This is a genomic window from Streptomyces saintjeani, assembly GCF_055409605.1.
On record NZ_CP189624.1, the window covers coordinates 457,434 to 478,116 of the forward strand.

Below are 20,683 nucleotides of genomic sequence, written 5' to 3' on the forward strand. Positions count from 1 at the left end.
CATCAGATGTCCCGGCACCCCGTGCGCGCCTGCTACCCCTACGGCGCTCACGATCTGCTGGTCGAGTCCCCCTTCCCGGCCCCCGGTTCGCTCCCCGGCGTCTTCGCCGCCCATCCCCGCTGCCGCCGGCTCGTCGCCGCGCCCGCCGAGGACGACACCTCGGCTCGACTCGCCCTGGAGTCCGCCGGGTTCCGCCGGATCACCGAAGCCGACCTGCCCACCGGGACCGTCGTCCTGTACGTGGCCGAGCCGCCGGAGGTCATGGGGGTTTCGACGGCCCTGGACGACATGCCGCATTGAGGGGACTCGACGTGGGTTCCGCGGATTCGGGGTGCGCGGGGCGGGGGATGCCATAGAGTGCGGCCACTGTTTTCGGGGATGACGGGGGAACCCCAATGCCGGTGTCTCGATGGCGAATCGCGGGTGGGTCGAGATCGGGCCGCCTGATCATGCTGGTGCTGCTGGTCGGCGTGGGCGGCCCATGGATGCAGAGCCCGCTGAACGACTACTTCGTCGAGCACTATCACGAAGGCGGCTTCCAGAGGTGGCTCGCCTTCGCGGGGTACGCGCCGTCGTGGCATGTCGACCCCGACGACATCGGCGGCATGGGCTACCTGGTCTCCAACAACCTGCTGACCCTGCTGATGTTCGTGGGAATCCTGCTGCTCCCGGCGCGGCTGCCCGCGCGCCTGCCGGGCTGGCTGCGCTGCCTCGTCGGCAGTGTTCTGGCCGCGGAGCTGATGTACCTGGTCCTGTGGCTCGTTCCCGAACTGTTCGCCGCGGACTCTTCGGACACCAGGTTCAACGAGACGGTGCTGAAGGACTTCGCGCGCTCGGGCCTCATCTTCGGCCTCGCCGCAGGCATCGTCCTCGCACTGCTGACCAAGGGGTCACCCGGAACACGTACGACCGTGTCCGCCAGGAGGGTGAGGGCGTTGTCGAGTCTGAGGACCAGACAGGGGGTCGGAGTGAGAGACGCCGTACCGATGAGCATGCCGCTGGGGCGCACGAAGGGTGACGTCACCCGGTATCTGTGCGCGGCGGCCTACACGGACGAGAACTTCGCCCGCCGGGTGGTGGACGAGGTGCTCGCGGACGAGGCGAGCGCGGTCGCGCCGTCGCCGGACGTGGACCTGGTCGCGGTGACGCTGCACTGCCTGCACGCCGAGAAGCTGCGGCACGCGCGTGACCTGCGGCTGTCCGTGGCGTTCGGGGCCATCGCGCTGGTCGCGCCGCTGTGGCTGATCCCGGCCGGGATGTACCTGGGGGTCGTGCAGCGTCCGGTGCAGCCGAGTCTGTCGACCCGTGGCCGCCACCATCCCGACAGCAAGGTGCTGTGGGGGGCCGCGGTCTCGGCGGGGATCATCGCGCTGGTCGCCCTGTTCTTCGCCGTCCTGCTGTCCTCGGCGCCGCTGCCGGGGTTCTTCGCCTGGCTGCTCGGCGCCTACGCGGGCGGCGTCCCGGCCGTGCTGGTGTCGTTCGGCGCGGCGGCGTCCGCGTACGCGATGGTCGTGCAGCACGAGACGCGGATCGACCGGCTGCTGCGCTCGACGATGACGCGCCAGACGTTCGGCAGCGCGCCGCCGCCCGCGCCGCCCCGCAAGGACTGGGTCACGCGGCGGCTCGCGGCGATCGGCGAGGCGCAGAACGGGAACGTGACGATCTACAGCGGGTACGCGCCCTGGATGGGGTACGCGGCGACCGTCTCCAAGTACCCGCTGACCGTACCGCTGTTGGCCGCCGACGATCCGACGGGTACGGGGCGTCCGCTGGAGACGACGCCGTTCACGGTGACCGAGCTGATCGCCCATGTGCGCCGCCGGATCCAGGCGACCGCCGGGGAAGAGGCACTGGGATCGCTGACGATCGAGGACCGGGTCTTCGTCAACGGGACGACGCTGACGGACGACGACCGGTTCATGCGGGCCGACACGCTGGTGCCGGTGACGCGGCTGGCGGCGGAGGAGGTCGAGCAGATCATGCTGCGGCCGACCGGGCACGTCCGGCACTATCTCGCGGTCCATGTGCCGCTGTGGGGCGGGGACGTCGTACCGAGTGTGCTGCTGCACTTCTCGACGGCCAGCCAGACGCTCCAACTGCACATCGACAACCACGTCATGAGCCCGGTGTTCGCCGCGTACCACGCGGTGGACCGGCTGCGCGGCCCCGGGCTCGGGGCGGACGCGCGGCGCGGGGTGCTGGTGAACGCCATCGGGCGGACCGGCGGCGCGCTGCTGGCGGCGCCCTTCCGGGCCCGGCACCACGCGCAGTTCGAGAAGCTGCACTCGCGGCGGATGGACGACGAACTGAAGGCGATGGAGCAGGACCCCGGGTACGACTACGGGGCGCGGGTCAGCGTGCGGGAGATGGCGCTCGACCCGCAGTACCAGAACTACTTCCAGGTCCTGGACGCCGACCGGGTCACCGCGCTGATCCAGCGTCACACGTTCGCGGCGATCCGGGAGTTCCTCGACGCGCACGGGTACGACACGAGCGACTTCCGGGCGCAGCAGCAGACCATCCTCAACCAGGGTGTCATCCAGCAGGGCGGGACGAGCTTCGTCGGCAACCAGGCGGTCGGTCCGGGCGCGTCCGCGCTGCAAGGCATTCCGAAGCAGCAGTCGGGCGGGGCGGCGGCGCCGAGCCCGGCGGGCGGCGCGGCCAAGTAGAGGGGGAAGCATGAGTGACGAAGGCCGTCAGGGTCCGGGGATCAACCAGGGTGTCGTGCAGTACGGCGGCACGAGCAACGTCGGCAACCAGGCGATCGGTCCGGGCGCGACGGCGTACTCGGGCACGGTGTCCTTCCAGTCCTTCGACGCGGGGCGTACGGCGGAACTTCTCGCCCGCGTCGAGGAGTTGCTGGCGCTGCACCGGGTCCAGCTCGCCGACCCGGAGTCCACGAGCCGGGAACTCCGGCGGCTGCGCGAGGAGTTGGCCGAGCCCGAGCCGGAACCCGGCGTCGTCCGGCGGGCGTTGACCCGCCTCAACGACTTCGTGCAGCCGGTGACGCCGCTCGTGGTGGCGGTGGGCCAGCTCGCGGCGTCGATGCAGGGGCTGCCGGGGTTCTGAACTCCTCTCCGTGAAAGGGCCGTTCCCTGTGGGGCGGCCCTTTTCGGGATTCTCCGGACCTCCGGGCCGCCCTCGGTCTACGGTACGAGCACGAGGCGTTGCCCACCGTGACCGTCCGAGGAGGCTTCCGTGCCCGCGCCCTGCGACCCCGCGTACGCACCGATCGGTGATGTCAGCACCGCGCTCATGATGATCGACTCCCGGCTCAAGACGCTGTACTCGGGCCGGACCACCACGGATCCCGAGCAGCAGGAGATGATCGACCAGTACACGGCGTCGATGACCGCGCAGGGGGCGCGGGACGTCCTCGACGGGGCCTGCACGCTCATCTACATATACATGAAGTGGCTGCGGCTGGCGCACGCGGAACACGACCGGGACGTCATCGAGTACGTCGTCCCGAGCCTCGTCGCCACCCTCCGCCAGATGACCCGCAACGTCCGCCCCGAGGCCATCCCCACCATGGTCGGCCTCGTCGTCTCCTCCGCCATGGAACTCAGCCCCAGCCTGTGGCGCAAACAGTACGGCCAGTGGACCGAGGCGGAGATGGTGGCCCTGGAGGCGACGGTGACACTGCTCGCCGAACACATCAACCGGGTGACCGACGACCACGACTTCGCCACCCGCCTGATCACGGACGCGTTGTCGCAGGCGGAGGACGGGGAGGTGTACGAGGAGGAGGACGAGGATTAGCAGGCGTGCGCGAGGTCTTTCACGACCACGCTGTGCAGGGTGGCGGTGTCCGGTGCGGTGGGGTCGGTGAGCGCGGGGTGCGTCGGCCGCAGACTTCGAGGCGTGCGTCGCCGTAGGCGAAAGTCCGTCGTCGCGTAGTCCAGCAGCACGTCTCTCATGTCCATGCCGTAAATGATCTCAGGCTTCTCCGAGGGCGTGGCGGAGCTGGTGGAGTCCGCGTCTGGTGTGGCTCTTGACCGTGCCGAGGGGCCAGCCGGTGCGTTCGGCGATCTGGGAGTGGGTGAGGTCCTCGTAGTAGGCGAGGGTCAGGGCCCGGCGCTGGGGCGGGGTGAGCCGGGCGAGGCAGGCGTGCAGGTGGATCCGGTCGAGGATCGCTTCGGGGTCCGGACAGGCCGTGGGCGTGGCGCGCAGTTCGCTGCGGCGGGTCCGAGCCGCGAGTGCGTCGGCGATGCGGTGGCGGGTGATGCCCATGATCCAGCCGGGGAACGTACCGAGGTGGGGGCGGTAGCCGTGGCGGCCCCGCCATACGCCGAGGAAGACCAGCTGGGTGACGTCCTCGGCCTCCTTCGTGTCGCCGAGGGAGCGGCGGGCCGTGCTGTGCACCAGCGGCGACCAGCGGCGGTAGGCGGCGGCGAGGCACGACTCGTCGCCCTGGACGACGCCTCGCGCGAGTTCGTCGTCCGGCATCGGGGTGGGCTCCATGGCGTCATCGTGCGAAGGCTCGGGGCGCCCCTCAACTCGCGTCGGTCGTGCGTCGTTTCCCGAAGAGGAAGGTTCTCAGGAAAGGCTGTCCCCATGCACCAACCCGCCCTCACGACCGGCGCCCTGGCCCGCCGCCTCGGCATCGCCCCCACCACCCTGCGCACCTGGGACCTCCGCTACGGCATCGGCCCCACCACCCGCCCGGACGGCACCCACCGCCGCTGGACCCCGGACGACGTGGCGGTGGTGGAACGGATGTGCCACCTGACATCGACGGGCGCACCTCCGGCGGAGGCGGCACGGGTGGCCATCGAGGAGCGAATCGCGGAGGCAAGGGCGCCACAGGTGTCCGTCGGGAGCCGGCACGCGGACACGGAGCCGAACCTCGCCCTCGGCAACCTGCGCCGGGGCCTCGCCCGAGCCGCCCTCCGGCTCGACTCCCCCGCCCTGGAACGGCAGTTGGCCACCGCGGTCGAAACGTACGGCACAACGGACGCCTGGGAGCACGTCATCGCCCCCGTCCTGCACTCCGTGGGCCGCAAGTGGGCCTCCGCCGGGGAGCGTTACGTCGAGGTGGAGCACCTCCTGTCCTGGCACGTCTCCACCGCCCTGCGCCGGCACATCCGCCCGGCGTCCGGCCCCGACCCCGTGGTGCTGGCCTGCATGCCGGGCGAGCAGCACACCCTCGCCCTGGAGGCCCTGCACGCCGCCCTCGCCGAACAGGGCCTCCCCGTGCGGATGTTCGGCGCCGCCCTCCCCGTACCCGCCCTCACGGCAGCCGTGCACCGGCTCGGACCCCCCGTCGTCGTCCTGTGGGCGCAGACCCGCTCGACGGCGAACCCGGCGGTGCCCCGGCGGCTCGCCCGCACCCGTTGGGGCGTCCAGGGCGCCCGCCGCGGTCCCTCGGTGATCCTCGCCGGTCCCGGCTGGCTGGGCCGGGCCGGCGAAGGGATGCCGTGGCCCGGCGGTCTGCGGGAGGCCGTCGACGTGGTCAGTCGAGGCCGCGGGCCCGCTTGAACCGGGCGAGGCCGAAGGGGAGTTCGACGATCGGGTCCGGGTAGTCGCCGGCCGACATCCGGTCCAGACCCGCAAGACGCCACGGCTCGTGCACCAACGGCCCGTCCACACCGGCGAGTTCGGGCACCCAGCGGCGGACGTACACCCCCTCGGGGTCGTACCGTTTCGCCTGAGTCACCGGGTTCAGGACCCGGTTGGGCCGGGAGTCCGTGCCGGTGCCCGCCATCCACTGCCAGTTGAGCTGGTTGTTGGCCACGTCCGCGTCGACGAGCAGCGACATGAAGTGGGCGGCGCCCACGCGCCAGTCGATGTACAGGGTCTTCGTGAGGAAGCTCGCGACCAGCAGGCGTCCCCGGTTGTGCATCCAGCCCTCGTGCAGGAGCTGACGCATCGCCGCGTCGACGATCGGATATCCCGTACGCCCCGCCCGCCAGGCCGCGATGTCGGCCCGCGCGTCCGCCCCGGTCCGCCAACGGTCGTGTTTCGTACGGTAGTCGGCGTGCGCGGCGTCGGGCCGGGCGGCCAGCACCTGCCGGTGGAAGTCCCGCCACGCGACCTGCCGGAGGAACGCCTCGGTCCCTGGACCGGGCACGGTCCGCGCGAGGTGCGCCAGCTCGACCGGTGAGAGCGTCCCGAAGTGCAGATGCGGCGAGAGCTTCGAGGTGGCGTCCCCGGCGAGGTCGTCGTGCCGCTCGTCGTACGCGTTCACCCCCGTGCGCAGCCAGGCGCCGAGCCGCGCCCGCCCTGCCGTCTCGCCCCCGGGCCCCTGTCCCGGGGGCACCGGCTCGGACTTCACGTCCGCGGGGACCCGCACGCTGTGCGGCGCGGCGAGCGGGGTGCGCAGCGGGGTGCGGGCCCAGTGCCGGTAGTAGGGCGTGAACACGGCGAAGTGGTCCGACCCGGCGGGGAGTACGGCACCGGGGGCGACGGCCGCGTTCACCGCGTCGTGGACGTGCAGCCGTCCCCCCAGCTCCCGCCGCAACCGCTCCTCCCGGCGTTGCGCGAACCCGCTCACGTCGGCCGCCATGTGCACCGCCCCGGCGCCGGTCTCGGCGACGATCCGGCACACCTCCTCGACGGCGTCCCCGCTGCGGACGACCAGCCGCCCGCCCCGTTCCCGCAGCCCGGTGTCCAGGTCGCGCAGGCAGTCCGCGAGGAACGCCGACCGGCCCGGGGCCGTGAAGCGGGGCTCGCGGACGAACAGGGGGACGATCTCGCGGGCGCCGGCGAGGGCCGCCGTCAGCGGGGGATGGTCGTGCAGGCGCAGGTCTGAGGTGAACAGGACGACCGAGACGTTCATCAGTGCGTGACTCCGGGAGCGGGACGGGATGCCTTCCACAGATCACTTCCGCGCCGGAGCGGCGTCCGGATGCTCCGAACGGTCACGAATTCCAGGAGGTCGGCAGCAGGTCCGCCGGCAGCGGGTCGGGGCTGCCCCCGGGGTCGACGAGGTGCGCGACGAGCGCCGTCGTCGTCCGCTGCCAGACGCGGTACCGCCGGAGCATCGCGTGATCGCCGCCCGCGACGAGCGCGAGGTCGGCGCGTACGGCGATGCCCTCGGCCCGCCGGACCAGCTCGGCGGTCTCGGTCGCCGACGTGATGTGGTCCCGGTCGCCGTGCAGCGCGACGAGCCGCCGCCCGGCGAGCTGGTCGACGGGCTCGCCGGGCGGCCACCACGGAGCGAGCCCCACCACGGCGTGGACGAGCGGATGCCCGGCGGCGTGCAACGCGGCCCGCCCGCCCATGGAGTGCCCGACGAGGACGGTGGGGACGTCCCCGTACCGCTCGGCAAGCTCGTCGAGCGCGCCGAGCGTGTCGTGTACGGGGTCGGCCCGATCGCCGTTCCACCCCCGGACCCGGTACCGCACACGCGTCACCACCACGCCCTCCCCCACGACCGCACCGACCGCCCGCGCCACGGGCCCCATCCGCAGCGCGGCGAGCTGCCGGTCCCGGCTCGGCCGGACGTCCTTCACCGCACCACCGTGCAGCACCACCACCGCCGCACGCACCTGCCCGGACACACGCCTCACCTCCACCCCCGATCTTCCCCCGCCGCCCGGTCCCGATACGCGCGGGGGCGCAGATTCTGTGGTTCCCCGGCATCGGGGGTCAGGAGCCGAGCGGTTCGTACGCGCACCAGTCGAAGTGGACGGTTCCTTCGGTGGCGTACATGCCGATGACCCGGCCGGTGAAGCCGCCGGCGACCTCCGTGGAGAGGTAACGGCCGTCCAGGGCGGCGAGTTGGACGTACGTGCCGTCGGGGTTCTCGATGCCGAGGGTGACGGTGTCGGGGCCGGTGCGGGCGCCTCGGGGCTCGGGGGTGGTCGTCTCGACGCGGAGGACCACGGGGCCGGGCGGGAGGGGGTGGGTTGCCACGACGGGGTTCAGCGGGCCGATGCGGGCGCGGACCTGGACCTCGCCGGGGGTGGCCTCGATGGAGTAGTGGTGCTGTTCGTCGAGGCGGACGGCGAGGCCGCCGCGGCCTTCGGAGGGGTCGATGAGGGTGCGGGTGCGGGAGTGGGGGTGCTGTTGGCGGCGGCCGGTGAAGATGACGTCCGTGGCGTCGAGGGAGGTGCCTCGGGCGCGGAGGGTGAGCCAGCCGGGGCGGTCCTTGGTGGTGCAGTGGGTGGTGGGGCGGTCGCGGAGGGAGATCCAGTGGGGGGCGAGGTCGGCGAGGTCGAAGTCGTCGTGGGGCGGGTCGAGCCGGAGGAAGGGAGGTGCGGGAGCGTGGGGCGTATCCGAGGTGAACTCGCCTGCGGGGGACGTGAGTTCGCCGACCATCGGCCAGCCGTCCACCCAGTCCACCGGCGCCAGGAACGTCTCTCGCCCCAGGACGTGCCAGCCCGGGGTGCCCCCGCCCGGGCGTACCCCGAGGAACAGCATCCACCACCTGCCGTCGGGCGCCCGGACCAGATCCGCGTGGCCCGTGTTCTGGACCGGCTCGTCGGTGCCCCGGTGCGTGAGGACCGGGTTCGTGGGGCACGGCTCGAAGGGGCCCTCGGGGGCGGGGCCCCGGGCGATGGAGACGGCGTGGCCGCGTTCCGTGCCGCCCTCGGCGATGAGGAGGTACCAGAAGTCGCCGATGCGGTAGAGGTGCGGCGCCTCGGGGGCCTTCGCGCCGGGCGCGCCGGACCAGACGCGGCGGGCGGGGCCGAGCGTCTCGCCGGTGCGGGGGTCGATGCGGTACTGGCTGACGCCGGCGACCGTGCACCAGCAGGTGCCGTCGTCGTCCCAGGCGAGGTCGGGGTCGATGCCGTGGACGCCGGTCAGGAGGACCGGTTCGGACCAGGGCCCCGCCGGGTCGGTGGCGGTGACGAGGAGGTTCCCGTCGCCGCTGACGTTCGTGACGATCAGCCAGAAGCGGCCGTCGTGGTGGCGGAGTGTGGGCGCGTAGATGCCACCGGAGGACGGCGAGTCGAGGGGAAGCCGCAACTGGGTGGGCCGGTCGAGGGCGTTGCCGATCCGGGTCCAGTTCCGCAGGTCCCGGCTGTGGAAGAGCGGTACGCCGGGGAAGTACTCGAAACTGGAGCAGGCGAGGTAGTAGTCGTCACCGACCCGGCAGACGCTGGGGTCGGGGTGAAAGCCGGGGAGGACGGGGTGGGCGACCATGGGGATCACGATCCCTGGGGGCGCCCGGAGTTGGCAAGTGTCGTGGCGAGAATGAGAAAGTTTCGCGCACGAGCACCGGATTACTTTCTCGGCGGCGCCGTACTCTCCCGCACCGTCAGCCGCGTCGCGATCTCCACCCCCACCTGCGGCGCCTCCTCTCCTCGGCCCAGCAACAGCGCCAACTCCGTTGCCGCCACCGCCATTTCGGTCAGCGGCTGGTGGACCGTCGTCAGCGGCGGGTCGACCCACCCGACGACCGGCAGATCGTCGAACCCCACGACGCTCAGGTCCGCCGGAATCCGCAGCCCCGCTTCCCGCGCCGCCTGGTAGACGCCCAGTGCCTGGAGGTCGTTGGCGGTGAAGATCGCCGTGGGCCGGTCGGGCAGCGCCAGCAGCGCGCGGGCGGCTTCGCGGCCGTCCTCGCGGGTGAGCTGCGTGTGGACGACGAGGCCGGGGTCGTCGGGGAGTCCGGCGGCGCGCAGGGCGGAGCGGTGGCCGTCCAGGCGTGCGGCGCAGCAGAGTTGGTCGCGGGGGCCGCCGATCATGGCGATCCGGCGGTGTCCGAGGCCGGTGAGGTGGCGGGTGGCCGCGCGTCCGCCGGACCAGTTGGTGGCGCCGACGAACGGGACGTCGTCCGGGAGTTCGACGATGGGGTCGAAGACGACGAACGGGATGCCCTTGGCGGTGAGCTGGGCGCGTTCCGCCTCGGAGAGCTGGGCCACGGACAGGACGCAGTTGGGGCGCCGGGCGACCGTGTCGTCCCAGCCGGGCGCGGAGTCGTGCAGGCCGAAGCGGGAGACCATGAGGCCGACGCCGTTGCGCCGGGCGACCTCCTCGACGCCGCGGATGATCTCGACCGCCCACATGTCCTTGAGGTCGCGGAAGACGAGTTCGACGACGTTGCTGCGGCCGGCGCCGGCGGGTTTGCGGTAGCGGTACTTGTCGACCAGCGCCTCGACGCGGGCCCGGGTGTCCGCGGAGACTCCGGACTTGCCGTTGATCACCTTGGAGACGGTCGGCACGGAGACGCCGGCCGACTCGGCGATGTAGGCGATGGTGACGGGCCGGGGCGCGTCGGGCACCTGACCGCTCGCGTGATCGGCCGCGCGGTCCGTTGCGTGATCCTCCAAGGTCGCCTTCCTCGTCGTCGTACGGGCATTCTCGCACCGGCTCTGGCCCCTTGTAGATCCCCGTGTTAATTTCTCCGCCGCACAGAGCGAAAGTTTTCCCGCACAGCCAGAGTTTCCTTCGCACCGGCTTCCTGAGCGGCGGCCCACCGGGAGCGGCCCGCGTCCCGGCAGGTCCCGCACCCCCACCGTCCGGAAGGTGCACATGGCGAACTTCCTCCGCCGGCGAACCCTGCCACGGCTCGCGGCCCTCCTGCTGGCGCTCCTCCTGCTCCCCCTGCTGCCGACCACCGCGCACGCCGCCGATCCGCCCCCGCCCGCCTCCGCCGCCGCCCGCGGCGCGGTCGCGGCGATGCAGCCGGGCTGGAACCTCGGCAACACGTACGACGCGATCCCCGACGAGACGTCCTGGGGCAACCCGCCCGTCACCCGGGCCCTTCTCCAGCGGGTCAAGTCGCAGGGGTTCCGCAGCATCAGACTCCCCGTCACCTGGAGCGGCCACCAGGGCGGCGCCCCCGGCTACACCATCGACCCCGTCTGGCTGGGCAAGGTCCGGCAGGTCGTCGACTGGGCGCTCGACGAGAACCTGTACGTCCTGCTGAACATGCACCACGACTCGTGGATGTGGCTCAACACGCTGCCCACCGACCACGACAACGTCCTCGCCCGCTACACCGCGACCTGGACGCAGATCGCCGCCGCGTTCCGTGACCGCTCCCCCAAGCTGGCGTTCGAGAGCGTCAACGAGCCCACGTTCACCGGCACTTCGGGCGACGACCAGAGCTACCGTCTCCTCGCCGAGCTGAACCGCGCCTTCCACACGGCCGTCCGCGCGTCCGGCGGCGGCAACACGGACCGGCTGCTCGTCCTGCCGACCCTCTACACCAACTCCGACCAGGGCCGCCTGGACGCGCTCACCGCCGAACTCACCGCCCTGCGCGACCCGATGATCGCCACCACCATCCACTTCTACGGCTGGTGGCCGTTCAGCGTGAACATCGCCGGGTACACGCGCTTCGACGCGACCTCCGAGCAGGACCTCACCGCTTCGTTCGACCGCGCGTACAACGCGTTCACCGCGCACGGCGTGCCCGTCATCATCGGCGAGTACGCGCTCCTCGCGTACGACCACACCCGGCCCGGGATCATCGAACGCGGCGAGGTGCGCAAGTACTTCGAGTACCTCGGCAACTACGCGCGCGAACGCCGGCTGACGACGATGCTGTGGGACGCGGGCCAGTTCCTGAACCGGGGCACCCTCCAGTGGCGCGACCCCGAGCTCTTCGCCCAGATCAAGTCGAGCTGGACGACCCGCTCGGGCACCGCCTCCACGGATCAGGTCTTCCTCCCCAAGTCGGCCCCGATCGCGGCCCGGACGATCACCCTCAACCCCAACACGACCACCTTCCAGGGCCTGCGCGTCGGTTCCCGCAACCTCCTCCAGGGCCGCGACTACACCCTCTCCGGCAACCAGCTCACGCTCACGGCAACCGCCTTGACGGAACTCGCGGGCAACCGCGCGTACGGCCTCAACGCGACTCTCCAGGCGCGCTTCTCGCGAGGCGTCCCCTGGCGGATCGACATCGTCACGTACGACACCCCGGTGCTCTCCGACTCCTCCGGAAACACCAGCGGCTTGAGCATCCCGACCCAGTTCAACGGCGACCAGCTCGCCACGATGGAGGCCCGCTACGACGACGGCACGAACGCGGGCCCGGCGAACTGGACTCCGTACCAGCAGTGGGACAGCGCCTTCACGGCGTACACCTCCGACTCGGTCAAACTCACCGCCGACTTCGCCAACTCCCTGCGGGACGACGCCCGGGCGACGCTGACGTTCCACTTCTGGAGCGGGGCGACAGTCACGTACCACGTCGTCAGGACGGGTGGGGTGGTGACCGGGACCGCCTAGGGGACGGAGCGCCTGCCCGTGACGCGCCGTCCTCGGGGACGACCTCCACGGAGGACCTCTGTCAGGCGCGGCTTCTTCGAGCGGATGCTCACGACACGGTCCCGCAACCGCCCCGTGGTCGAGAGTTACGCCCCCGGGGGCCTGGGCGTAGGGGATGCCCCAAAAGACGGCGAGGCCGTTCTCCCGGCTTCCTCGGACCGTGCCCGCGGGGGTGCGCACCTTCGCCATCCCCGCGTCGTCGCACCGGGACGGACTGGTGACATTTCCTTCTTCGGAAGGTCTGTCGGACGTCACCCGCAGCCAGCACAATCGGGCCATGACGATCACCGGGGGCGCGGCGCCGCCTCAGCACGACACGCCGTTGGAGCTCGTCCGGGGGGCGCTGACCGGCGGGGTGATCGGGGTGTCGCTGGCCGCGTTCGTCGTCGGGATCGTCATCGGGCGGGTGCCGGTGACCGTGGGGGCGCTGGTCCTGCCGACCGTGTACGGGCTGCTGGTGCTGCTCGCCGGTGCGCCGGCCCGGGCGCGGGAGCGGGCCGTGGCGCCGCGTACGGCGCTCGCGATGATCGAGAGCGTGGAGGCCGTCGGGGGTGAGACGAGCGATGTGCCGGTGAAGTTCGAGGTGACGGTCGCGCCGGACGAGGCGTACGCCTACCGGGTGCGGTTCCGGCAGTCCATCAACCTCGCCGACCTGCCCGACTACCGGCCGCGCGACGTCGTGGTGGTGTCGTATCCGCCGGACGAGCCGTGGAAGGTGCGGATCGTGAAGCGGCCGACGCCGGAGTGGGAGGAGCGGGCGGCGGACGCGCGCCTGGACTCGGTGCCGGGTCCGGTCATGGAGAGCAGTCCGACGAAGGGGTGCGCGACCGGGTTCGTCACGCTGGTCGCGCTGCTGCTGGGGGCGGCGGCCGTGGTGTACGGGTTCCGGGGCGACCTGTTCGACTCCGGCTCCCCCGCGAATCCGTCGGCGTCCTCGTCGTCGTCATCGTCGACCACGTCGATCACGTCGACCGTCACTTCGTCCACCGGGACCGTCGCCCTCGGCCCGAACCAGTCGATGCTCGACCCCGGTGTACTGCGCCGGTCGGTCGAGTCGTTGGATCAGGGGAACCACCGCAGGGCGATCACCGTCGTCGTACAGGAACGGCTGCTGACGGTCGTCTTCTCCCCCGATGACGGTGCCACCGGGTTCGATCCCCGGTCCCTGCCCTTCGACCGCGTCCCCGCGCTGGTCGAGGAGGCCGGGTCCGGGCTCGGCGCGCCGCGCACCTGGCAGCTCACCGCCGACGGTGCCGCGCTCAAGGTCACGGTGACCGGGCGGGGCGGCACGAAGTCGCTGGAGGCGGACGGGGCGGGCAAGGTCGTACGTCGAGGGTGAGGGAGGGCGCATGGAGGTCTACCTCGCGGTGTGGTGCGCGGTGCTGGGGGTGGCCGCGCTGGCCGGGTACGGCAGGTCCCTGTCCGGGATGACCAAGGCGCAGCGCACGGTGCGGGCGCCCGGACGCATCGACCTGGTGCGGCAGCCGAAGCACGGGGGGTCGCGCCGGGACGGGGTGTCCGTGGTCGTCTCCTACGTCGAACCGGAGACCGGGCAGCGGGTCACCGTCACGAACGAGGGCGAGCGCGGCGAGACGATCACGGCGGCGTGGACGGGCCGGGAGATCGAGGTCAGCCATCCGCGCGGCAGGCCGCACGCCTACGAGTTCACCACCACTCCCGTCGACCCCGGCCGGGGGCTGGGCTGGCCGAACTTCGCGGTCTTCCTGATCTACGCCGGGGTCGTGGTGTATCTCGCGGTCGAGTACGCCTGGCCGTGGGCGCTGGTCGGGTTCTGCGGCCCGTGGGCCGTGATCGGCGCGCTCTACCTGCCCGAGAACGTCCGGGAGAGCCGGGTCCGCAAGGAGCGGCTGGCCTCGATGGTCGCCGTGCCGGGGAAGGTGATCGCGGTCCTCAAGGACGTCAGCACGGACTCCGAGGGCGGCACCACGACCACCATCACGCCGGTCGTCGCCTTCACGACCGCCGACGGTACGGCCGTCACGGCGCACTGCCGGTCCGGCATCCCGAAGCCTGCCGACGCGTACGGCCGTGACGTCACCGTCCACCACGACCCCACCGACCCCGCCCGCTTCGTCTTCGACCCCGTGGCCGCACGCCGCTCCGAGAACCGGGAGGTGCCGCTCGTCGTCCTCCTGGTGACGGTGCTGGCGGGAGCGGCGGTGGCGGGGGCGGTCCTGCTGGTCTGAGGTACGTTCACCGGCATGGATCAGGAGCGGCGTTTCGACCACTGTCCCTGGCTGTTCCCCGGCGAGGCCACCGACGAGGAGCGTGCCGCCCAGCGGGAGCGGCAGGCCGGTATCGGCGGGGACACCGTGGTCGGCGAGCGGTGTTACGTCGCCGGCTCGGCGGCTCTCTTCCCGGACCGGCTGCGGCTCGGGGACGACTCGTACATCGCCGCGCACGCCTATGTCACCGGGGAGTTGACGACCGGGACCGACTGCACGGTGAACCCGTACGCGACGGTGCGGGGGACGGTCGTCCTCGGGAACGGCGTACGGATCGGGGCGCATACGTCGCTGCTCGGGTTCAACCACTCCATGGCGCCCGACCGGCCGGTGTTCCAGCAGCCGTTGACCAGCCGGGGGATCACCGTCGGGGACGACGTGTGGATCGGGTCGCACGTGGTCGTGGTGGACGGGGTGTCCATCGGGGACCACTGTGTGATCGGGGCCGGGGCGGTGGTGACGAAGGATCTTCCGGCGTGGACGATGGCGGCGGGGAATCCGGCGCGGCCGTTGCGGGATCGGCGGGAGGTGAAGGCGGTGGCGCGGGGGGGATGCGGAGGCAGTGGCTGTGAAGGCGGGGGTTCCGGGAGCGGCTGTGGCGGGCGTTGTGCGCGCCGACCCGCTCGCCCGGTTCGCCGAGACCGTCCGGGCTCAGGCCGCCGACGTCGTCGGCCGGTGCTGGGACGGTGACCGGTACGTCGACCGGCCCGGGGCCGCGCCCACGCTGCGCGCGCACTGTGACGCCGTCGAGATCGCGGATCTGCTTCTCGGTGCCGTGCCGGAGCAGTTGACGGCCGAGGAGCACGTGAAGCGGCTCGCCGGTGCGCAGGACCCGGGGACGGGGCTCGTGCCGGAGTTCGGTGAGGCGGTGCCGGTGCCCGGGGCCGACGGGTTCATCGGGGACGGTTCCGCGCTGTATCACGTGCTGTCCGTGGGGTACGCGCTCGACCTGCTGGGGTCCGCCTTCCCTCGACCGGTGCGCGGCGTCCGGGACATGACGGCCGGTCAGCTCACCGCACGGCTCGACGCGTTGCCCTGGCGGGACGGCGCGTGGGGCGCCGGGGCGTGGATCGACGCGTGGGCGACGGCCGCGCACTGGAACATACGGCGGCAGGGCGACGTACGTCAGGACAGCGACGTCCGGCGGCCCGGCGGCGTACGACCCGGCACCCTGGAAGCCCTGTTCGGCTGGCTGCTCACCCGGGCCGACCCGTGGACCGGCCTGTGGGGCACCCCCTCCCCCGGCGCCGGACGCCTCCAGGTCGTGAACGGGTACTACCGCCTCACCCGGGGCTCGTTCGCCCAGTTCGGCCTCCCGGTCCCGCACCCCGAGCGGGTCGTGGACGCGGTGCTCGACCACTCCCGCGACCCCCGCCACTTCGGCCCCGGCCGGGACAACGCGTGCAACGTCCTGGACGTCGCGCACCCCCTGTGGCTGTGCGGACGCCAGCTCGACGGATACCGTTCGGCGGACGTACGGGCCTGGGCGGAGCGGCAGCTCGCCGCGCTCCTCCCCCGCTGGCAGGACGGCCGGGGTTTCGCCTTCGCCGCTGGTGAACCGGGCTTGCAAGGTACGGAGATGTGGCTCGCCATCATCTGGTACCTGGCCGACCTCACCGGCCGCGCCGACACCCTCGGCTACCACCCACGCGGCGTCCACCGCCCCGAACCCGCCGGAGCCGTCCGATGAACCGAGAAGCCAAGAACGTACGGCAGGCCTGGGCCCGCGTCACCGAGTGGCTCGACCAGCACGCCCCCAGGAATGCGGCCTCCCTGCGCGCCCCCGCCCGCCCGAAGGAGATCAGCGACGCCGAGGAGTCGCTCGGCGTGAGCTTCCCGCAGGAGCTGTGGACATGGCTGCTGACCAACGACGGCGTCCGCATGGCGAACGGGCATCTCGCCGAGCCGGACGGCCACTTCCTGCCGCACGGCTGGCATCTCCTGTCGGTCGACCAGATCGTCAAGGTCTACCGGACGCGTTCCGGGTACGAGGCGATGGAACCGTCCCCCGACCCGGACCCGGCGGTCCTGACCTGGCACCCCGGCTGGATCCCCTTCGCCGTCGAGACGGACTGGCTCTACGGCAGGTTCCTCGACACCTCGACCGGCGAGGTGGGCGGGTGGAGCGACGGCGACCTGAACAGGTTCGGCGTCCACGACTCGCTGGCCGCCTACTTCGACTCCCTCGCGGACGGGATGCGCGAGTACGGCAAGGTCGAGGACGGCCGCCTCGGGTGGTGACGTCAGCTGTAGAAGTTCTTCTCCCAGCGGTGCTTCGCGAGGATCGCCAACTGCTCGGCGGTCAGCGGGGGTTCGTCGGAGAGCGCCGCGTTGCGCTCGACGTTCGCCAGTGACCGCATCCCGACGATGACCGTGGACACCGCCTGCCCGGCGAGCGCGAACCGCAGGGCGACGGAGGGGAGTTCGGCGGGCTCGATCCCCAACTCGGCGACCAGCGCGTCCACTCGGCTCGCGACCTGTGCCGGACGCTCCTCGCGGAAGTACCAGTTGCGCCAGTCGCCCTCCGGGAAAGTGACACCGGGACGGATCGTGCCGGTGAGCGCGCCCTCGTCCAGGGCGACCCGGACGACGACGCCGACGCCGTACTCCTCGCAGGCGGGCAACAGGGCGTCCGCCGGGGCCTGTTCGAAGATGTTGTGGATGACCTGGACGGTGTCGAGGACGCCGGTGCGCAGGACGGTCAGCACGTTCTCGGGCTGGTGGTCCTTGACGGAGATGCCGAAGTACCGGATCTTTCCCTCGTCCTTGAGCGCGGCGACCGTCTCCAGGAGGTCACCCCGGCCGGTCCACTCGTCCTCCCAGGTGTGGAGCTGGAGCAGGTCGACGTGGTCACGGCCGAGTTCGCGCAGGCTCGTCTCCAGGCTCTCGCGCAGGTGCGCGCCGGGGAAGGTCTCCATGGGGTCGAGTCCGCTGGCCGCGAGGGACACCGGCACCTTCGGACCGACCTTGGTCGCCACGAACACGCTGTCACCGGGGCGCTCCCGCAACGCGCGTCCGACGACGCGTTCGCTGCGGTCGTACGCCCTGGCCGTGTCGATGAAGGTGACGCCCAGATCGAGCGCGCGGTGCAGGGCGCGCACGCCGGAGTCGTCGTCGGCGCCGACCCAGGCGCCCTGGCCCAGCCCCCAGGCGCCGTAGCCGATCTCCGACACGGTCGAGCCGGTGCGGCCGAGTTCGCGGTTGCGCATGTGCTGTCCCGACTTCCTGTACGGCGGTCCTGGTGATCTTCGACGACGGTACCGGCGGCGCGGCCGTTCTGGGAACCCTCGTCACCAGCCGTGCGTGAGGACGTCGTCGAGGGCCGCGACGAACACGTCCGCGTCGTCCCGGGTCAGACAGAGCGGCGGCTTGATCTTCAGCACGCACTGCCGGTCCGACGTCGGCTGCATGATCACGCCGAGTTCACGGAGGCGTTCGCAGATCGCGGCGGTCTCCTCGGTGGCCGGTTCCAGCGTCGTACGGTCGCGGACGAACTCCACGCCGAGGTAGAGCCCGGAGCCGTGGACGGCGCCGATCAGTTCGTGCCGGTCGGCGAGTTGCCGGAGCTGCTCCTTCAAGTACCCGCCGACGTCAAGGGCGTTGGCCTGGAGGCCCTCGTCCCTCATCGCGTCCAGGACCGCGAGGCCGACCACCGAGCTGACGGGGCTGCCGCCCGCCGAGGAGAAGAAGTAGCCCTGCGTGCGGTAGGCGTCGGCGATCTCGCGGCGCGTGACGACCGCGCCGAGGGGGTGCCCGTTGCCCATCGCCTTCGCGACGGTGACGATGTCCGGTACGACGCCCTGCTGTTCGAACCCCCAGAAGTGGGTGCCGAGCCGGCCGTAGCCGACCTGGACCTCGTCGGCGATACAGAGGCCACCGGCCTCGCGGACCGCCTCGTAGACCTGCGCCAGGTAACCGTCGGGGAGGGGCATACCGCCCGCGTTGCCGTAGAAGGGTTCGCAGATGAACGCGCCGGGGCGTACGGCGGCGATGCGCGCGGCGGCCTCCGGGGCGTACCGGTGGGCGTCCTCGCCCCGGTGGCGGCCCCGGTAGGAGTTGGGGGCCGCCACCGTGTGGACCCAACTCGGGCGTGAGGTCAGGGCGTTGGGATTGTCGGCGATCGAGGTGGAGACGGCGTCACTGGCGAACGTCCAGCCGTGGTACGCCTCTTCGACGGCGACGGTGTCCTGTCTGCCGGTTGCCGCCCAGGCGAGCCTCAGCGCCAGGTCGACCGCTTCCGATCCGCTGTTCACGAGGAACACGGTGTCGAGTTCCTCGGGGAGCAACTCCGTGAGGCGTTCGGAGAGTTCGACGACCGAGGCGTAGTGGAAGCGGGAGTTGGTGTTGAGCTTGCGCCACTGCTGGTGGACCGCGTCACTGAGGGCGGGGTGGCCGTGGCCCAGGATGGTGACGTTGTTGAGCATGTCGAGGTAGGGGCGGGCTTCGGTGTCGAAGAGGTGGTGGCGCCAGCCTCGCTCCATGCGGGGCGGGGATGCGTAGTAGTGCTCCTGGACGGGGGCGAAGGCTTGGGTGCGGCGGGTCAGGAGGGGGGTCTCGGGTGGTCCGGGGTGGGGGGTGGCGGTGAGGAGGGGGGTGGGGTCGGGGCACAACTTCAGCCAGGCGGGGGCCAGTTCGGCGGGGGCGAAGCGGGGTGGGCTGGGGCTGTCGGGGTGGGTGCCTTCAGAAAGGGCAGCTTCGGGGAGGGTGCAGAGCTGGATGTGGAGGTGGCGGGAGGCGGTGCCGAGGAGGTCTCCGGCTCCGACCTGGCCCGGTACCCGGTCGACGCCGTCCAGGAAGAGGACGGGACCGTCGCCGGTGAGCCTGACGCCGTCCGCCGTGCGCGTGACCGTGCCCGCCCAGGGCGCCCGCACCTCCAACTCCCCTTCCCCGTACACCTCGACACCGAGCGCGCACGTGTCCCCGCCCGCCCGCGTCAGCCGGAACTCCCCGTGCCGGGTCACAGCCGTCGCGTACCCCTCGGCGAGCCCCGCCTCGATGCCGGGTTCGCGCCAGCGCCCGCTGTGCAGGTCGTCGCTGTGCACGGAGAGGTCGAGCACATGGACGTCGTCCGGCAACCCGGGCAGCAGCCGGTGCCCGCGCACGGCCCCGACCGCCGTACCCCCCGCCAGCAGTGCCGTCATCACCTCCACCGGCACCGACACCGCCGCCTCGAACATCGCCCACTCCCGTTCGAGCGCGTCCGACGCGTACGTGTTCCCCGGGTCCAGCGAGGCGTCGTACTGTCCGCTGACCACCAGCACCCCGGCCCGCAGCACCACGAGCGGCCACAGGACCGCCGACTCGGCGTCGGACAGCGGCCGTTGCGCGCGGAACGCCTCCACGGCGGGCAGCACCGACACCGGCCCCGCGCCATGGTGGTGCAGCACCGACGTACAGGTGACCGCCAGCTCCGACACCGCCCAACCGGGCCCCAGATCACCGAAGTCGATGACCCCGACCGGCATCGGGCGGCCGTCCGCCCCCGTGTCGCAGACGACGTTGTTGTCCGTGAGGTCGCCGTGGATCACCTGCACCGGCAGGCTCCCGGCGTACGGCTCGACCACCGCCCAGGCGGCCCGCGCGGCGGCGGTCACCCGTGCGGCGCGTTCCTGGTCGGCCATGCGCGGGGCCAGCGCCTCGATCACCTCGGCGGCGTACGACAGGTTCCACAGCCGCCCCGCCTCCGGCTCGACCGGCTCGGCGGTGGCCAGCGCCGTCACCACGCGCCCCGCGAGTTCACCGAGCCGGGCGACGACCGGCGGGGCGAGGTAGCGGCTGTCCATGATGGGCTCGCCGGGGACGTATTCGAGGAGCCGGCAGGCGAGTTGCTCCTCCCCCATTGGCAGCCACTGGACGACGTCCCCGTCGGTCCCGGCGCGCGCCCGGGGCAGCCGTACATCGGGCAGCGCCTGCGCGAGCCGCTCGGTCACCGCGCACTGGGCGCGCAGCGCGCCGACCGCCGTCGCCGGGTTCGCGATCTTCAGGACGTACGCGCCGACCCGGTAGTTGCGGTCCTGCTGGCTGCCGAGGTCCTTCAAGTCCCCCTGGACACCGAACCGTTCGGCGAGCAGCGCGGTGACCGTCGACTCGTCGATCACCGGCATGGGCCGGACCAGCCAGTCCTCGTCGGGGAGGGTCATGAAGTGCTCCACTTCTGGGCTCGGCCCGACGACGGGACGCCGGATCGGCGGGTTCCTGTCGAGCCAGTATCAACCGTGATCGGCCGAGGCGGCGGTGCGGAGCCGGGGATCCGGTTCGAAGGCGAC

General features: G+C 72.1%; 19 protein-coding genes. 11 read left to right on the forward strand and 8 right to left on the reverse strand.

What is annotated here, in order from left to right:
- The first annotated feature begins 6 nt into the window (after positions 1-6).
- The 4 genes from ACQCO7_RS02120 to ACQCO7_RS02135 all read left to right on the forward strand — a co-directional run bounded on the left by ACQCO7_RS02120 (position 7) and on the right by ACQCO7_RS02135 (position 3,762).
- Complete coding sequence (locus tag ACQCO7_RS02120; protein WP_464070149.1) at positions 7-300, forward strand: GNAT family protein; 294 nt, start codon at positions 7-9, stop codon at positions 298-300.
- 95 nt (positions 301-395) lie between these two features.
- Positions 396-2,669, forward strand: a complete 2,274-nt coding sequence (locus tag ACQCO7_RS02125) for a hypothetical protein (RefSeq protein WP_464070150.1) — start codon at positions 396-398, stop codon at positions 2,667-2,669.
- A gap of 10 nt (positions 2,670-2,679) precedes the next feature.
- Positions 2,680-3,069, forward strand: a complete 390-nt coding sequence (locus ACQCO7_RS02130; RefSeq protein WP_464070151.1) for a hypothetical protein — start codon at positions 2,680-2,682, stop codon at positions 3,067-3,069.
- A 129-nt stretch (positions 3,070-3,198) separates the two neighbouring features.
- Positions 3,199-3,762 carry a hypothetical protein gene (locus tag ACQCO7_RS02135; RefSeq protein ID WP_464070152.1) on the forward strand — a complete coding sequence of 188 codons (564 nt, stop codon included), beginning with the start codon at positions 3,199-3,201 and terminating at the stop codon, positions 3,760-3,762.
- On the opposite strand, the gene ACQCO7_RS02140 is transcribed toward ACQCO7_RS02135, so the two are convergent.
- Both ACQCO7_RS02140 and ACQCO7_RS02145 read right to left on the reverse strand, forming a co-directional pair.
- A complete protein-coding gene (locus ACQCO7_RS02140; RefSeq protein WP_464070153.1) occupies positions 3,759-3,926 on the reverse strand; it encodes a hypothetical protein in 168 nt (55 codons plus the stop codon). The genes ACQCO7_RS02135 and ACQCO7_RS02140 overlap by 4 nt on opposite strands.
- 13 nt (positions 3,927-3,939) lie before the next feature.
- Positions 3,940-4,464, reverse strand: coding sequence for an RNA polymerase sigma factor (locus tag ACQCO7_RS02145; RefSeq protein WP_464070154.1), 525 nt, complete (start codon positions 4,462-4,464; stop codon positions 3,940-3,942).
- 93 nt (positions 4,465-4,557) lie between these two features.
- Between ACQCO7_RS02145 and ACQCO7_RS02150 the strand changes: the two genes are divergently transcribed.
- The gene (locus ACQCO7_RS02150; RefSeq protein ID WP_464070155.1) at positions 4,558-5,481 is read left to right on the forward strand and encodes a MerR family transcriptional regulator; all 924 of its coding nucleotides are present in this window, start codon (positions 4,558-4,560) and stop codon (positions 5,479-5,481) included.
- Here ACQCO7_RS02150 and ACQCO7_RS02155 read toward each other — a convergent pair.
- The 4 genes from ACQCO7_RS02155 to ACQCO7_RS02170 all read right to left on the reverse strand — a co-directional run bounded on the left by ACQCO7_RS02155 (position 5,456) and on the right by ACQCO7_RS02170 (position 10,223).
- Positions 5,456-6,781, reverse strand: a complete 1,326-nt coding sequence (locus tag ACQCO7_RS02155; RefSeq protein WP_464070156.1) for a cryptochrome/photolyase family protein — start codon at positions 6,779-6,781, stop codon at positions 5,456-5,458. The genes ACQCO7_RS02150 and ACQCO7_RS02155 overlap by 26 nt on opposite strands.
- Positions 6,782-6,863: 82 nt before the next feature.
- The gene (locus ACQCO7_RS02160; RefSeq protein ID WP_464070157.1) at positions 6,864-7,505 is read right to left on the reverse strand and encodes a dienelactone hydrolase family protein; all 642 of its coding nucleotides are present in this window, start codon (positions 7,503-7,505) and stop codon (positions 6,864-6,866) included.
- Between the two features lie 88 nt (positions 7,506-7,593).
- The gene (locus ACQCO7_RS02165; protein ID WP_464070158.1) at positions 7,594-9,093 is read right to left on the reverse strand and encodes a glycoside hydrolase family 43 protein; all 1,500 of its coding nucleotides are present in this window, start codon (positions 9,091-9,093) and stop codon (positions 7,594-7,596) included.
- An 80-nt stretch (positions 9,094-9,173) separates the two neighbouring features.
- Complete coding sequence (locus ACQCO7_RS02170) at positions 9,174-10,223, reverse strand: LacI family DNA-binding transcriptional regulator (protein WP_464070159.1); 1,050 nt, start codon at positions 10,221-10,223, stop codon at positions 9,174-9,176.
- Positions 10,224-10,425: 202 nt separating this feature from the next.
- Between ACQCO7_RS02170 and ACQCO7_RS02175 the strand changes: the two genes are divergently transcribed.
- From ACQCO7_RS02175 to ACQCO7_RS02200, 6 genes are all read left to right on the forward strand, one after another.
- Positions 10,426-12,132 (forward strand): cellulase family glycosylhydrolase, encoded by a 1,707-nt coding sequence (locus tag ACQCO7_RS02175; protein ID WP_464070160.1) that lies wholly within the window; start codon positions 10,426-10,428, stop codon positions 12,130-12,132.
- Between the two features lie 316 nt (positions 12,133-12,448).
- Complete coding sequence (locus ACQCO7_RS02180) at positions 12,449-13,510, forward strand: hypothetical protein (protein ID WP_464070161.1); 1,062 nt, start codon at positions 12,449-12,451, stop codon at positions 13,508-13,510.
- A gap of 10 nt (positions 13,511-13,520) precedes the next feature.
- Positions 13,521-14,378: a DUF3592 domain-containing protein gene (locus tag ACQCO7_RS02185; RefSeq protein WP_464070162.1), complete on the forward strand. Its 858-nt coding sequence runs from the start codon at positions 13,521-13,523 to the stop codon at positions 14,376-14,378.
- A gap of 15 nt (positions 14,379-14,393) precedes the next feature.
- The gene (locus ACQCO7_RS02190) at positions 14,394-15,107 is read left to right on the forward strand and encodes an acyltransferase (RefSeq protein WP_464070163.1); all 714 of its coding nucleotides are present in this window, start codon (positions 14,394-14,396) and stop codon (positions 15,105-15,107) included.
- On the forward strand, positions 15,013-16,107 hold the full coding sequence (locus tag ACQCO7_RS02195; protein ID WP_464070164.1) for a hypothetical protein: 1,095 nt from the start codon (positions 15,013-15,015) through the stop codon (positions 16,105-16,107). The genes ACQCO7_RS02190 and ACQCO7_RS02195 overlap by 95 nt, the downstream gene beginning before the upstream one ends.
- Complete coding sequence (locus ACQCO7_RS02200) at positions 16,104-16,658, forward strand: SMI1/KNR4 family protein (RefSeq protein ID WP_464070165.1); 555 nt, start codon at positions 16,104-16,106, stop codon at positions 16,656-16,658. The genes ACQCO7_RS02195 and ACQCO7_RS02200 overlap by 4 nt, the downstream gene beginning before the upstream one ends.
- A 2-nt stretch (positions 16,659-16,660) precedes the next feature.
- Here the strand turns inward: ACQCO7_RS02200 and ACQCO7_RS02205 are convergent, their stop codons facing one another.
- Positions 16,661-17,626, reverse strand: a complete 966-nt coding sequence (locus tag ACQCO7_RS02205) for an aldo/keto reductase (RefSeq protein WP_464070166.1) — start codon at positions 17,624-17,626, stop codon at positions 16,661-16,663.
- An 81-nt stretch (positions 17,627-17,707) separates the two neighbouring features.
- Positions 17,708-20,557: an aminotransferase gene (locus tag ACQCO7_RS02210; protein WP_464070167.1), complete on the reverse strand. Its 2,850-nt coding sequence runs from the start codon at positions 20,555-20,557 to the stop codon at positions 17,708-17,710.
- Positions 20,558-20,683: the final 126 nt, after the last annotated feature.